18 protein-coding genes are annotated in these 12,355 nt (G+C 41.4%); 3 read left to right on the plus strand and 15 right to left on the minus strand.

Annotation, left to right across the window (positions count from 1 at the left end; translation table 11 throughout):
* The first annotated feature begins 226 nt into the window (after positions 1 to 226).
* Complete coding sequence (locus QT973_RS22690; protein WP_333234267.1) at positions 227 to 805, plus strand: Uma2 family endonuclease; 579 nt, start codon at positions 227 to 229, stop codon at positions 803 to 805.
* Between the two features lie 16 nt (positions 806 to 821).
* Here QT973_RS22690 and QT973_RS22695 read toward each other — a convergent pair whose 3' ends face one another.
* The 4 genes from QT973_RS22695 to QT973_RS22710 all read right to left on the minus strand — a co-directional run bounded on the left by QT973_RS22695 (position 822) and on the right by QT973_RS22710 (position 2,827).
* Positions 822 to 956, minus strand: coding sequence for a hypothetical protein (locus QT973_RS22695; RefSeq protein WP_333058539.1), 135 nt, complete (start codon positions 954 to 956; stop codon positions 822 to 824).
* Positions 953 to 1,177, minus strand: a complete 225-nt coding sequence (locus QT973_RS22700) for a type II toxin-antitoxin system HicA family toxin (protein ID WP_333058538.1) — start codon at positions 1,175 to 1,177, stop codon at positions 953 to 955. The genes QT973_RS22695 and QT973_RS22700 overlap by 4 nt, the downstream gene beginning before the upstream one ends.
* Positions 1,178 to 1,179: 2 nt before the next feature.
* Complete coding sequence (locus tag QT973_RS22705; protein WP_333058537.1) at positions 1,180 to 1,389, minus strand: type II toxin-antitoxin system HicB family antitoxin; 210 nt, start codon at positions 1,387 to 1,389, stop codon at positions 1,180 to 1,182.
* 61 nt (positions 1,390 to 1,450) lie between these two features.
* Positions 1,451 to 2,827, minus strand: a complete 1,377-nt coding sequence (locus QT973_RS22710; protein ID WP_333392223.1) for an ATP-binding protein — start codon at positions 2,825 to 2,827, stop codon at positions 1,451 to 1,453.
* 228 nt (positions 2,828 to 3,055) lie between these two features.
* Between QT973_RS22710 and QT973_RS22715 the strand changes: the two genes are divergently transcribed.
* Positions 3,056 to 4,465 carry a hypothetical protein gene (locus QT973_RS22715; RefSeq protein WP_333392225.1) on the plus strand — a complete coding sequence of 470 codons (1,410 nt, stop codon included), beginning with the start codon at positions 3,056 to 3,058 and terminating at the stop codon, positions 4,463 to 4,465.
* Between the two features lie 116 nt (positions 4,466 to 4,581).
* Here QT973_RS22715 and QT973_RS22720 read toward each other — a convergent pair whose 3' ends face one another.
* The 11 genes from QT973_RS22720 to QT973_RS22770 all read right to left on the minus strand — a co-directional run bounded on the left by QT973_RS22720 (position 4,582) and on the right by QT973_RS22770 (position 11,236).
* Positions 4,582 to 5,565, minus strand: coding sequence for a hypothetical protein (locus QT973_RS22720; protein ID WP_333264367.1), 984 nt, complete (start codon positions 5,563 to 5,565; stop codon positions 4,582 to 4,584).
* 25 nt (positions 5,566 to 5,590) lie between these two features.
* The gene (locus QT973_RS22725) at positions 5,591 to 5,788 is read right to left on the minus strand and encodes a DUF433 domain-containing protein (protein WP_333264370.1); all 198 of its coding nucleotides are present in this window, start codon (positions 5,786 to 5,788) and stop codon (positions 5,591 to 5,593) included.
* 111 nt (positions 5,789 to 5,899) lie between these two features.
* Positions 5,900 to 6,577: a DUF3226 domain-containing protein gene (locus QT973_RS22730; protein ID WP_333264374.1), complete on the minus strand. Its 678-nt coding sequence runs from the start codon at positions 6,575 to 6,577 to the stop codon at positions 5,900 to 5,902.
* The gene (locus tag QT973_RS22735) at positions 6,574 to 7,698 is read right to left on the minus strand and encodes an AAA family ATPase (RefSeq protein ID WP_333264377.1); all 1,125 of its coding nucleotides are present in this window, start codon (positions 7,696 to 7,698) and stop codon (positions 6,574 to 6,576) included. Before QT973_RS22735 ends, QT973_RS22730 begins: the two co-directional genes overlap by 4 nt.
* Before the next feature lie 45 nt (positions 7,699 to 7,743).
* Positions 7,744 to 8,361, minus strand: a complete 618-nt coding sequence (locus QT973_RS22740; RefSeq protein WP_333264380.1) for a Uma2 family endonuclease — start codon at positions 8,359 to 8,361, stop codon at positions 7,744 to 7,746.
* A 64-nt stretch (positions 8,362 to 8,425) separates the two neighbouring features.
* On the minus strand, positions 8,426 to 9,034 hold the full coding sequence (locus tag QT973_RS22745) for a Uma2 family endonuclease (protein ID WP_333274827.1): 609 nt from the start codon (positions 9,032 to 9,034) through the stop codon (positions 8,426 to 8,428).
* Between the two features lie 133 nt (positions 9,035 to 9,167).
* Positions 9,168 to 9,428: a hypothetical protein gene (locus QT973_RS22750; protein WP_333157776.1), complete on the minus strand. Its 261-nt coding sequence runs from the start codon at positions 9,426 to 9,428 to the stop codon at positions 9,168 to 9,170.
* The gene (locus QT973_RS22755; protein ID WP_333234268.1) at positions 9,412 to 9,603 is read right to left on the minus strand and encodes a BrnT family toxin; all 192 of its coding nucleotides are present in this window, start codon (positions 9,601 to 9,603) and stop codon (positions 9,412 to 9,414) included. The genes QT973_RS22750 and QT973_RS22755 overlap by 17 nt, the downstream gene beginning before the upstream one ends.
* A 634-nt stretch (positions 9,604 to 10,237) precedes the next feature.
* Entirely contained in the window at positions 10,238 to 10,570 is a 333-nt protein-coding gene (locus tag QT973_RS22760) for a hypothetical protein (protein ID WP_333234259.1), read from the minus strand.
* A 91-nt stretch (positions 10,571 to 10,661) separates the two neighbouring features.
* A complete protein-coding gene (locus QT973_RS22765) occupies positions 10,662 to 10,838 on the minus strand; it encodes a hypothetical protein (protein WP_333264386.1) in 177 nt (58 codons plus the stop codon).
* A gap of 152 nt (positions 10,839 to 10,990) precedes the next feature.
* Positions 10,991 to 11,236 (minus strand): hypothetical protein, encoded by a 246-nt coding sequence (locus QT973_RS22770; RefSeq protein ID WP_333264389.1) that lies wholly within the window; start codon positions 11,234 to 11,236, stop codon positions 10,991 to 10,993.
* Between QT973_RS22770 and QT973_RS22775 the strand changes: the two genes are divergently transcribed.
* Positions 11,231 to 11,539, plus strand: a complete 309-nt coding sequence (locus QT973_RS22775) for a hypothetical protein (RefSeq protein WP_333264392.1) — start codon at positions 11,231 to 11,233, stop codon at positions 11,537 to 11,539. The two genes, QT973_RS22770 and QT973_RS22775, sit on opposite strands and share 6 nt — an antisense overlap.
* Positions 11,540 to 12,355: the final 816 nt, after the last annotated feature.

Genomic DNA, 12,355 nt, shown 5'->3' on the forward strand with positions numbered 1-12,355 from the left:
CTATCAATGGCTAAGTTTTAGTCTGAGATTGACAAAAAGCGCTCCTAGAAATAGGGGCGCTTTTTGTTTGGGGAAAAATATTTTTTGGAACAATCAGACTCGGCGGTTGAAACCGCTACTACACAAACGAAGTCCGCCTCCGCGGACTAAAGAATAGAATATTACGATAGACTCCAAATTTTTGAAGTCGTATATTATGGAAAAATGATTGTGAAAGGTAAGTCAGATGGTTGTCGCAATTTCTAAAGCAGGATTGGGTAAAGGTGCGGCTTTCCTGTCAAACGTGACATGGGAGACTCTGGAAAAATTGGATGCTGATTTGGCGGACACTGGGGCGCGTTTAACTTATTTGGATGGGTGTTTAGAAATTATGGCTCCTTTATCTGAGGCCCACGAAGAACCTAAAAACACTTTAGGCCAGCTTTTAGAAATTTATATGCGGATGAGAAATATTCGTTTCTACGGGCGCGGCAGTACAACTATCGGGATGAAGAAATTAGGCGCACGGAAGGAACCAGATGAGTCTTATTGTTTGGGTACGCGCAAGTCGGTTCCAGATTTGGCGATCGAGGTGACAGTGACGAGTGGTGGAATTGATACGCTGGAAATCTATCGTCGGGTGGGTGTGCAGGAGGTTTGGTTTTGGGAGGATGGTGTAATTTCGGTTTATTGTTTGCGCCCAACGGGGTATGAGTTGGTGAGTAAGAGTGAACTGTTGGCGGATTTGGATTTGCGATCGATCGAGTTCTATTCGCGTATGGCAGACCAATATGATGCGGTGAATGCTTTTATGCGATCGTTGTAGAAGTTCAGAAGAGCGATTACAAAAATCCTGCTTTCCCCTCACATTTTGCCTGGGCCGGAGTTTGTTTCCCAGCAGTTTCGGTTCCCGGATTTCGGTAGTTTTGCAGCAGCAATTGGGGCAAAAAGTAGTCACGTAGTTCACGTAAACTCACCGGGACTCCAACATTTCCTCAACTGTCAAGCCAATATCAATTGCAATCCGCTGAAGCAATCGAGGTGATATATCACGCCCTTTATGAAAAGGAACAGTAGTTCCTCGCCCATCTTGGTGACGGAACTGCTTATGTGAGCCTTTTTGACGCACCTCTACAAAGTCAAGGTTCTCTAGTATGCGGACTATTTCCTGTGGTTTCAGAACTGGGATATTGCTCATGTTTATCGGATCACAATCTGTTGTGTACCTATAAACTCAGTCTGAATGACGAGAGTATCATCTTCTAGGAGCATCTCAATTACCTCACGCAGATTCTCGTGTAACTCATCCAAGGTTTCTCCCTGGGAATGCGCCCCAGGAAATCCAGGAATATAACCAACGTAAAGCTTGGTCTCAGAATCTTTTTCGATTATAGCGGTAAATGTTTTCATAAGATTTGCTTTCTATTCGTTAAATGTAAGAAATGTAATCTCTCATAGATTATATAATATTTCACCTGCACTGAATGTATGCTTTGAATACGGGATTGAGGAAAAAGAGCGATCGCCCTCCTACTAACACTTTTTCCACTAAGCCACGTCGCGCTAAAGATTGTATAGCTTGCCAAAATTCTGGTTGGGATAATTCACTATCAGTAGCTTTTCGGGAAATATCTACAGTTTCATTTTGAGTTGCTAACCAGTATAATGCCTTTTTTTCTGAGCCTGATAAACGCTCTAGGTGAGATTCCAAGATGGGTTCTAAGTCACCCAAGAATAAATCATTTACCTCGGATAAAAACAGGGAAACGCTACCATCAAACAACTCCAAAATAGTTGCAGCAATGATATTTAACCAGGAAGGATGACCTTGATAAAGGGCGATCAAGTCTGACCATTTTTCCTCATCGACTAATCCTTTTTGTTGGAAAATTTCTGCGGCTTGTTGTCCTAACCCTTTGAGGTGTAAGCTTCGCGTGGAGAGGTTTTCGGCTTCTAAATTCGCGATTTCTTTGGGTTTTTCCCAACTGAGGAGGATTAAACAACTCTGATGAGAGGATGTGGCAATTTGTTTGAAAAATTTGCCATAGTCTTCATAGCCTGCTAAATATTGACCTGCTAATTGACTGCTACTAAAAATATTCTGTACGTCATCAAGAATTACTAGACAGCGAGAAGATCGGAAATAATCGATGATTGTGGGTAATGGGAGTTGTTGCGATCGCCCAAAAAATTGCTTGAGTTCGGTTTGGAGGGTGGAAAGTGCGGGAGTGTTGGTGAGGCTTAACCAAATAATATAATCAAATTCGGTTTGAATTTGTTCGATGAGTTTGAGGGCGATCGCACTTTTGCCAATTCCGCTTAAGCCGTAGATGGTAATCAAGCGGGTATGGGCTTGCAAAATCCATTGTTTGAGGGTGGAGAGTTCTGAGGTGCGATCGTAAAAGTAAGGGAGTTCGGGTGCGTCTGTTAAATCGATTATGGGCGATCGGGCTTGATTTTGGGGAGATTCAGGCGGTGAGGGCGATCGGGTTTCTGTATCTTCTGCATCTTGCCGTTTTTCTCCACAGATATTGATATGACTATTAATGTAACCAACAATCTGTGCACCATTATTGTTGTAAATATTAGATAATGCTTTGCTTTCTAAAATAGAGCGAACATTAGATTGTTTAATATGTTCTCCCAATATGTCAGAAAGCATCTTCCATAATTTTCTAGAAACTTGTTTAATATGATCTTCACTACGATTGCACTTTTTAGCTATTTTATGATATTTCTCACCCTCCCAAACTTCTTTTAAGATAGAGCTTTGTAATGAATCAATATGTTTTCCCGTCTTCACAAATACTTGCTCGTCAGTCCATTGTAAAACCTCTTGGATGTCCATACCTAAAAGGGGGTTGAGTTTTGGTCATCACACTATATCACACTTTATAACACCTGGAAAACTAAATAACACTTTTTCTTGTTAATAAATTTTTTTAAAAAAGGTAAGTGTACACTAAATAACACTTTTATGAATAGCCAAAAATACATTTTTATATTAAATTATGATCGGGAGAGATATAAGGAATATAGTAGAAGTTTATAAGTTATCAAATGCTCTGGAGGAAATATGACACCGTTTAACTGGTTTGCCAAAGACGCCTCTCAAGGAGAGCAGAAACTCACTTCTGGGGAGGTGCAGCGGATAGTTGGCGAATTTAATAAATGTTTGCCACGCATTATGGGGACACCTGAAGTTTTAGAGGGGATAACCTTTGAGGAGGCTATCAGTTATTTCCAGAGCGATCGTCCAGGAACTCCTAATTTAAAAAAAGGAGCAATTATTCGCCAAGAGCATCCCGAAGGGCAAATTTTAGGACAGGTGTTTTTAGACGAAAAGAATAACCTTGTTTGTCATTCAAATGGAATACCTTATGGTCGTCAGTTGATTGCCAAAAAGCTAGATCAAAAATTAACTGATGTCTTGGGCGCTCAAGAATTAGTGACCATTGAGTTGAAGGCTAAAGAATTTGGTGAATCTCAGCTTACTGAAGAACCTACTCAAAAATCGCGGATTGTAAAAGTTTCTAAGATAGTTAGTATCATTATTTGGTCGATTATAATTCTAATTGTATTCATCCCGTTACTGGGACGATTAGTTATGAGTCAGGCTTTAGCGGCAGAATTAACCTCTCATCCCTCCCTAGAAGTTACTCAATCTATAGTGGCCTTTGGTGGAAGAGAAGAAGCTTTCAAAAAAGCTGTGAACAGTGCCAATCAAAGTGCTAAACAATATGCTAACAATGAATTGAATCGGTGGGAAGCTGATTTAATAAATCGAATTGATACGGATTTTTTAAATTGGTATTTTAATTATTTTAATCAGAAACAGCAAGAATTTGGTGTTCTTTTTCAATATATAGGCGAGAATGTTATGAATGGGTTTAATCCGACTATAGTCAATGAAAAGATTGCCAAAAGCATAAATGACAATATTCAAAGAGAATTTTCGAGGAGAGTATTGCAAGCAAATTCAGCAGAGATGAAATTTCATACAATAGTAATTGATACAGCTAATTTTTATATTGAACAATTATCTAAGGAGTTTGATGATGTACCAAAAATGTATACAATTCCCCAATCCGACTGGGCTAAATATTTAGAAGGTATAAATTTTAGGCTACAAAATGAACGAGGAGATGAAGTATCTTTAGTAAGATTTGTAGGTGCTGCTGGGACTGCTAAAATTACGGCTACAATTGCTGCTAAAGCAGGTAGTAAAGCTGTAGCTGCTCTTTCTGCGAAACTAGGAAGTATGATTGAGCCTACCCTTGCCATAGGTTTAATCGCTTGGGATTATTGGGATTATACGCAAGGAGTTAAAGAAGACAAGCCCCGTTTGCGTGAAGATTTAGTCAACTCTTTACATGACATTAAAAAATCTATTTTGAGCGAGCCCGAACATAGTGTAATGTGGGTGGTCAATGAATTAGAGGAACAAATTAAAAAGAATGTTTTGCAGGCGAAATTTCCGGCTTAAAAGTTTAGAATTGATATGCTTTCTATCTAGATAGCAGTTTTACGCTGCGTCAGGCAAAATAAATCTCCAATTGGATAAGAGGACTTGCCATGACGCACTATTATCTGCACATTTAACTAACGAGGCCCAGCTTCAATAGCAGAATTAGCTATTTGAACTAGCGTTTCCTCTCGCCCATTCTTCATCGTTACTCGATACAAAACGCCTTGATACTGCCACTCCACTAAGGCCGTGCAGTAAGCACCGCAGCCATTAGAAAAAACTCCTTGTGTTCTGCCGGCTAATTGAATGGTTTTGAATTCACTCCTGAATCCTCTAGGGGGCGGTTGGGCTGGTTCTCCACCTCTTTCTGCTGAGATACTCCCGATATAGCAAGGCGTACTGCTGCAATTAGGTATGTGGCCCATTTCAACACTATAGCCATTTGTTTCTACTCGGTTTTTTAAGTAAATTTTTTCTGAGAATGGAAGCTGACTGGGGAGAAAAATTGGTACTCTCGTCTTACCTTGAATCTGCGATACAATTTCACGAACTGGAAAAGAAATACTCGATCGCGAATTACCACTTTCAGAATTAGCAGACTGAGGGCGAAACCCTTGCACAAAATTAGTCCACCGCTGAATTTTATTACCAGTAATATCTAAAATTGGAATAGAACGAGTCCTCGATATGGGCCGCCCAGCCTCCCCCTGAGAATATTCGATCGCAGTACGCTCTGGTTTCCCTAAACCATAAGTATTAGCAATATCGCTAGCCAACTGACAGTTTATTCTGAATTGCCCCATATCAATTTTACCATTTCCGGCGCGGTAGTACCAAGTTCTACCGCCAGCGTTGGGTATCTCCTGACAGTCCGAATATGTCACCTCAAACATCTTCGCAATATGCACGTCATAGAGGCGCAATTGACCCCCATAAGCAGATTTTGTGGTATTGGTTTCTGACACCGTAAGGGTATAAGTTCCTTCCGCGTGTTGTAACCTCATGGGAACTTGTGTTTGAGCGATCGCTCTCGGTATCCCCTGAATTTGGGTTACTGCTCCCCAACTCAAAGTAACAAACCCCAAACTTGTTAGTAATAATTGTTTTGTAACTTTCATTTGTCCCTTAAAAGCTAGAGGATATTTACAGCCTATCTTCAATATAAGTTAAAGCCACGTTAATTTGTTCCTCTGTAAGCTCAAACAATCCCCTGATAAACTTAGGCGGATATTGAGCCGTCACATAGTCCATGATGTCGTAGATGGTGATGCGGGTACCTGCGATCGCTAGTCCTCTTTCTGTACGGATGATAGATGTTTGTTCGTTAGGTATGCTTGTCATTTTTATAGCCTCCTAGAAGTTATTTTTATATTACTAGCTTATTCCGTGGAATTTTGAGATAAATTAACTCTATTATACTTTGCGATCGCTCTCTGAGGACGAGCGCGGGAATTACGCGAGCGCTCCTTCCACAAATAAACGTATTAACCAATTACTGAATTTTACAGCGACATCTGTGTGAGGACGCAAAGCTTGACTTGTAATTGCCTTTCCCAAAGGATAACCAGGTTCATCATGCCAAGCAAGATATGTATGAATCACTGCTTTACTACGATGCACGTCTTTGAATGTTGTTACTTTACTATCCTGTGCCTGTTCAACACATTCTCGTGCAAATGTCAAAGATGCTGGTTCTGCAAGTTCAGCACAAAAGTCTTCTAACATACCAGAATCTTGATTATTAGGCATCAGCCAAAACCCCAGTTTAGGTTCATCTGAAGAAGGCTCGACTACCGTTCCATCAGCATCAGGTTTGTTCGGTAACGTATAGTTGTAATGTTGTAACTTGCCTTTTATACTTTGCCATCTGCCTTCAAGAGAAGGCTTGTCAGCATCAAGCATAACTCCTATTACTTGAGGAGGATTAGGACGTATAATCAGCGCATTTAGTCGCTTCAAAACCCCGATATCTGAACCGCATTGATAGATGCCGAAAGTCTTAGGAACATTATGAGCTTTGCATAAAGCCATCACCACATGGCAATCATTATCTCCTTCAACAAGTAAAACTCTATCTGTATCTTGCTTGCAAACACTATCCTTCTCAGACACCTCGCTTGTATTACTCATCGTACTTCAACATCCATGTCAATAGAATCACTCAGGGTCTCAGATGTATATTCTGTTGCTTTTATCGATTCATTTTTGGCATCCAATCTGAAGAAAGCACCCAGGGTAGGATAGTTATTCCAGGCTTGGTAGAAACCCTTGATACAATCGCGGCTGTGAGTTGTTGCAAAAATTTGAACATTAAGTCTCTCCGATATCTGAAAAACAATATCCCAAACTTTCGGTTGCACGCTCCAGTGCAATCCATTTTCAAATTCATCAATTAATAGAAGTCCATTTCGAGCATTCACAAGTGCAACAATTATATGAAACAAACGAGTCATACCATCTCCCATGCTCTTGAGAGGTAATGGTTCGTCTATGCCTTTAATTTTTACTAAAGGAACACGGTTGTCACTTGCAGTACCTATACTAAAGTCCTCTACAAAAGCGACTCCAGTAACTCGCTCGTCAATTAAACGAAGCGCAGAAATAACCTCCGACTCTAAATCTGTCAAGCTCGTTAAATCCCAAAGAGCAGCTAATTTTCGATTAGGCATATTTGCTGTATAAACAATCTGCCACGTGTATTTTAACTCTGATTCCTGCCTTTCATAAAAAATTCTAGAGCTACGTCGAATGTCTCTGATATTTCTATCTAATCTGAAAATTCTTCTAGTTCTTTCGCCTTCTTCTGCTACGAGAAAAACTTCAACATTAGATATATCTTCGTCAAACTCCACATCAGAGATGCGAATTTTCCTGATTGTGCCTTCGTCATCATTTTTATTCTGGTATGCGCCAGCGCCGATCCGGAGTTTTATGTTTGAAGAAACTTCTCCAAGAGAAATCCCATCTCCTCCTATGCTGGGCAATTTATGCCCAAAGAATAGATGCCGCACAGGATTACTGATAAAATTTTGGGAATGTGGCTGAGCTTCGCTAAACCAAGTCTCTTGCCTAGACTCTACAAGTTCAAGCATGACGGTAGCAGAAGCGTTGCTGGCATATAGTTCTACTGCTTCAAGAAATGTACTCTTTCCTGAATTATTCTTGCCAACAATCAGGTTGACACGACCCAGATTTTTAACTTCAAGGTGTTTAAATAGTCTAAAGTTGTGTATCTGAAATGACTCCAGCATACAAGATTCCTATAAGTTTTTATAACTAGCTTATATCATATTTGCTTAAAAAGCCAGTTTCTGAAATAACTCGGCAATCGGGAGAGTAAAACCGGGGACGATTTCTTCCCCATCGAGGGAGTTAACGGACTTAAGCAGGCGATCGGGTTCTTGGGACGATCGATAAACTAACACATACTGTTCTTGAGGATGAATCACCCAGACTAAACGCGCCCCATTCTCGAAATATTCTACGAGTTTGTCGTGAATTTCTGCCACTGTATTGCTAGGAGAAAGGATTTCTACGGCCAGATCCGGCGCACCTTCTAGGAAGCCATCGGGGAGCTCATCTAGCCCTTGCAGGCGTTCTTTTGCCATGAAGGAAACATCGGGCGATCGCTTGTTTCCTGATTTCATCTTAAAAGCAGTGCTGGAGTCGAACATCGCGCCTAGCTTTTGAATGTGGACATACCCACCGAGCAAAATCATCAAGATACTGCAAATATAACCGTGTTTTGCACCCGAATTCCCCATGTCAATTAGTTCTCCATTCACAATTTCATAGCGGTGTCCATCTCGGTTGAGTGCCATGAATTCCGCATCAGTCCAGATTTTTTTATCTGCTGGTGTTTCAACTTGGTTTTCAGTGAGGTTTGACCTTTGGTTTTGAATTAGAGTAGCCATAGCTTTTTCCTAAACTTATATTTCTAGTTAAATAGAATCCTTTTCAAACTCTAAAACATCGCCCTTAAAAATTAATGCGGCGGTAGACTTCAGACATCGGAAGTTCTATATTTAAACTGTGCAGGACGATCGCCCGATCGAGCCGATCGCAAACTTGCCATTGCCAGCGATCGCTACTTGGGCGATCGCCATTATAATATTGCTCAATATAGGGTTCAGCTTGACTAACCAGCAAATATTCACAAAAACTAGCAAGAGAGCGATATTTTCTGAACTTTTCACCTCTATCGTAGCCTTCAGTAGAGGGGGAAAGAACCTCCACAATCAGTAAAGGATTGAGAATTTCATCCGTGCGATCGCCATTGAATTCTGGTTCGCCATTGATGACCATAACATCGGGATAAGTTCCATGATGGAAGCTAGGAATCCAAATTCGTAGATCGCCGTTATAGATCTGAAAATTTGTGTCTCGCACAGCCACGTTAAGAAAAGTCGTAATGTCTACGGTAATACGGCTGTGGACTTCTGAACCTCCTGGCATAGCGATAATCTCTCCGTTACAATATTCGTGACGTTCTTCGGCTGTTTCCTCGATCGCCCGGTATTCATCTGGAGTAAAGCGAGTCTTTGTCGCATCGGGAAGATTTGGCGGGTTGGTTTGAGTAATAACCACGATCGCACCTCCTAAATAATTAGACCTTAAATAATTATGGCTGGCAGCTAGATAATTGTCTCAACGCACAGGCGATCGCTTTTTGAGCAAATAAATAATATGGGCGATCGCACAATCTCCTGACATCGCGTTCTCAAAGTTGAGATCCTTCGTGGCTCCGCTGCACCGCAGTATTTGACTGCTGGCGCTGTGCAATTTTGATTAACATCCTCAATGCGTCATTCACTGCTGCATCATTAGGAAAAGCTTGGGCAATATCGGGGTCTAAAAGCACCAAGTTTGTCCCTGCACGATATTGCTCAACATACTTGCCTTTAACACCTCCTTTCATCTGAGCAAAGTCATACTCAGCAAGTAATTCGTCTTCCATTTCGTTCTCAATATCCTTCTTCATAAAACCTCTGCTCCTGGCGGGTAGCTTTTCTGGCACTGATGATTCTTACTTTTTCTCCTCGATCGGTGTGTGCAACAATTAAAAGTTGTCCATACCTGGATATACCAATAATAACGTACCGGCTTTCTCCGATGGAATGCTGAGGATCGGGAAAAGTTACAGATAGCGGGTCAATCGATTTTAGATTTTAGATTTTAGATTTTAGAGGCGACCCCACGGATAAATGCGGGGGGCTTGAGGATTTTCGATTTTCGATTTGGGATTGATTCCACGGATAAATCACGTGGCGGGTAGCATCAAGAAATTCGTGGTCATTAATTAAATATGGTTGTGGCTTCTTGAAAGGAAACACCATGCTTCTCAACATTTAGTGTCGCTTTCTCTGGATTCCATTCAAATTCCATAAATAACTCTCCATGCCTTTTTCCGCTTCTGCTTCACAACCGCTAAATTCTCGCTTTCCTTTTGTTTTTAACACTCAATTGCTTAGTAATCGCTGTATAATAATGCAAAGCAAAAAGCAGATTAATTCCAAAAAACACCAAAGTTAAAACAAATGTAAAAAAAGACGTAAACGACAGCCGGGAAGTCATCGTAAACATCGCCAAAATGATTGAGCAAAGCCCAAAACCGGAAGCAAAAGAACTTAAAAGCAGCAACCGCACCTTAGACATAGTTTAATTTAAAGATTCTCCGTAAAATGCACTCTTGGCAGCTACAGAGGAGTGCCAAATGATACTTATTACTATATAGCGGAATTGCTCAGTTCCGCCAAGGGCAAAACGACTCTTTTCCTAAAAAGGTTTGAATTATACAGAAAAATACAGCCCGCGCTCTTGTAAACTCCTGTTGCTCGACTTAATATCAATCAAAGAAATTGCCCAGCCTCTGCGAGCATTCCACCTTTCGCCCCTTACAGTCACCGCAGCCGCAATCCCGCTGACAGCAAAGTATTCGCTTCCAAAACCGCGCTTTCCCTGGGATTCCAAACATTGCCAAAATCCACAAACGCCGTCACCTGCAAAACTCCCTGTTTGTCGCGGGTGCGCTTGCATCGGATACCGCAACTCGGCTGAATCACAAATCCCGCTATCGGCCAGCAAAGCCTCCTGACCAGGAATTTCAAAGGTGGTACCCGCCACGTGATTTATCCGTGGAATCAATCGAAAATCGAAAATCGAAAATCCTCAAGAAAGAGCATTTATCCGTGGGGTCGCCTCTAAAATCTAAAATCTAAAATCTAAAATCTAAAATCGATTGACGGTAGCCCCGCAATGTGTCTGAGTCCCCTATACCCAATGGTTCGATCGACAAAAGCTCTGCCCCAGCCAATTTCACACCCGATCGCACCAGCAGCAGCTTCTCAGGAACCCACAACCGCACGTACTGCAATTGACAAGCGAATTTCAAAGGTGGTACCCGCCACGTGATTTATTCCGTGGAATCAATCCAAAATCTAAAATCTAAAATCCTCAAGCCCCCAAATTTATCCGTGGGGTCAATCCAAAATCTAAAATCTAAAATCTAAAATCGAATGACCCCGCCAAATCAAAAATCGACTGTCAGGGCTGCTGCTGCTCACCGTAGCGCCAAATGCTGCCACTCCCTGACAAAAGTGCGATCGCCCCGCCAAGACATCTCTCTCCCCTCTGAGTAAAATCCTGAAACAGCCTCAGCACCGCAACCCGATTTCTGCCCCGATTATCTGCTTCCGGCGACAACGGAAAATCCTTTCCCAGCAAAGATGTATCGCTTTCTCGCCTGCTGGTACCGATACCGATCGCGATTTCTCTTCTCGGATTTTGCACGATCGGCTCGCGGTAAGTCAACTGCCAACTACTTCAAATCGATCGACTTTTATCGTACCCGCAATCTTAGCAATTATGCAGGCTGTGTCGGTGGGGGAACAGCAGGCGGCAAAAGCTGTTCGGCTGAAAGCAAGGGCGCTGGCGGCGCGGGTTATGGGAGAGGAGCCGGATTTGGCCGTCGCGGGTTGGGAATCGGAAATTCGTGTCTGTTTTCTCCTCGGTTCGGCAATGGAGGGAGAGTTTCTGGGGCCTCACTTTGGGTCAATTGATCGAACTCCGGGATGCTATTTTCTTGCTCTGTAGTGTCTTTATCTAATTCTGAACCCGAGTATAAATCACGAAGCCGATCGCGATCGTCTGCTGTTTCTTGATCTAGTTTGAATTGAGACGGTAAATGATCATGCAAAATTGGCGCTTGCACCCCTGAGTCGGTAGCAACCATCGACTCGCCAAGACTTAGAGCTGATAGGAGTGCGGGGCAAATAGCTGCAATTGAAAAACCAAGTGCTAATGCCTTGAAAAACTTGATTTTACAAAAGCCTCTAGAAAATTGCACGGGCATGACAGATTAGCCATATTTGATAGTTATTTACACTTACGATCGGGCGCAGCCGACGCAATTGCAAGGAATAAAATTACTCTATCACTTTTTAAACAATTAATTCCTTAACTCAATATAAAGATAGTTGACAGCAACTCTAGTTTGTGTAATTCACAATTACTGAAAAAACTCTAACCGAAAGCATCGAGGATACCCGCCACGTCATTCATCCGTCCAGAAATAAAAAACCTGTATCCGATGAAACTTGCCCCCGAAATTTATCCGTGGGGCCAATGCTTCAATTCTAAAATCTAAAATCTAAAATCTAAAATCTAAAATCTAAAATCTAAAATCTAAAATCTAAAATCTAAAATCTAAAATCTAAAATCTAAAATCTAAAATCTAAAATCGATTGACCTCCCAAGCTAGCCATCTTGCAAGGAATAAAATTACTCTATCACTTTTTAAACACTTAATTCCTTAAATCAATATAAATATAGTTGACATAATTCCTACTTTGTGAATGATAAAATTAGTGAAAATTAGTCAAAAAAACTCCGACCTCCCAAGCTAGTCCT

Origin of the sequence: Microcoleus sp. Z1_A1 (genome assembly GCF_036700305.1) — a bacterium.
Lineage (GTDB): Bacteria > Cyanobacteriota > Cyanobacteriia > Cyanobacteriales > Microcoleaceae > Microcoleus.

What these genes read in the sequence shown, in the direction of transcription:
- QT973_RS22690 (WP_333234267.1), top strand. Translation starts at nt 227, where the DNA reads ATGGTTGTCGCAATTTCTAAAGCAGGATTGGGTAAAGGTGCGGCTTTC.
- QT973_RS22700 (WP_333058538.1), bottom strand. Translation starts at nt 1,177, where the DNA reads ATGAGCAATATCCCAGTTCTGAAACCACAGGAAATAGTCCGCATACTA.
- QT973_RS22705 (WP_333058537.1), bottom strand. Translation starts at nt 1,389, where the DNA reads ATGAAAACATTTACCGCTATAATCGAAAAAGATTCTGAGACCAAGCTT.
- QT973_RS22710 (WP_333392223.1), bottom strand. Translation starts at nt 2,827, where the DNA reads ATGGACATCCAAGAGGTTTTACAATGGACTGACGAGCAAGTATTTGTG.
- QT973_RS22715 (WP_333392225.1), top strand. Translation starts at nt 3,056, where the DNA reads ATGACACCGTTTAACTGGTTTGCCAAAGACGCCTCTCAAGGAGAGCAG.
- QT973_RS22720 (WP_333264367.1), bottom strand. Translation starts at nt 5,565, where the DNA reads ATGAAAGTTACAAAACAATTATTACTAACAAGTTTGGGGTTTGTTACT.
- QT973_RS22725 (WP_333264370.1), bottom strand. Translation starts at nt 5,788, where the DNA reads ATGACAAGCATACCTAACGAACAAACATCTATCATCCGTACAGAAAGA.
- QT973_RS22730 (WP_333264374.1), bottom strand. Translation starts at nt 6,577, where the DNA reads ATGAGTAATACAAGCGAGGTGTCTGAGAAGGATAGTGTTTGCAAGCAA.
- QT973_RS22735 (WP_333264377.1), bottom strand. Translation starts at nt 7,698, where the DNA reads ATGCTGGAGTCATTTCAGATACACAACTTTAGACTATTTAAACACCTT.
- QT973_RS22740 (WP_333264380.1), bottom strand. Translation starts at nt 8,361, where the DNA reads ATGGCTACTCTAATTCAAAACCAAAGGTCAAACCTCACTGAAAACCAA.
- QT973_RS22750 (WP_333157776.1), bottom strand. Translation starts at nt 9,428, where the DNA reads ATGAAGAAGGATATTGAGAACGAAATGGAAGACGAATTACTTGCTGAG.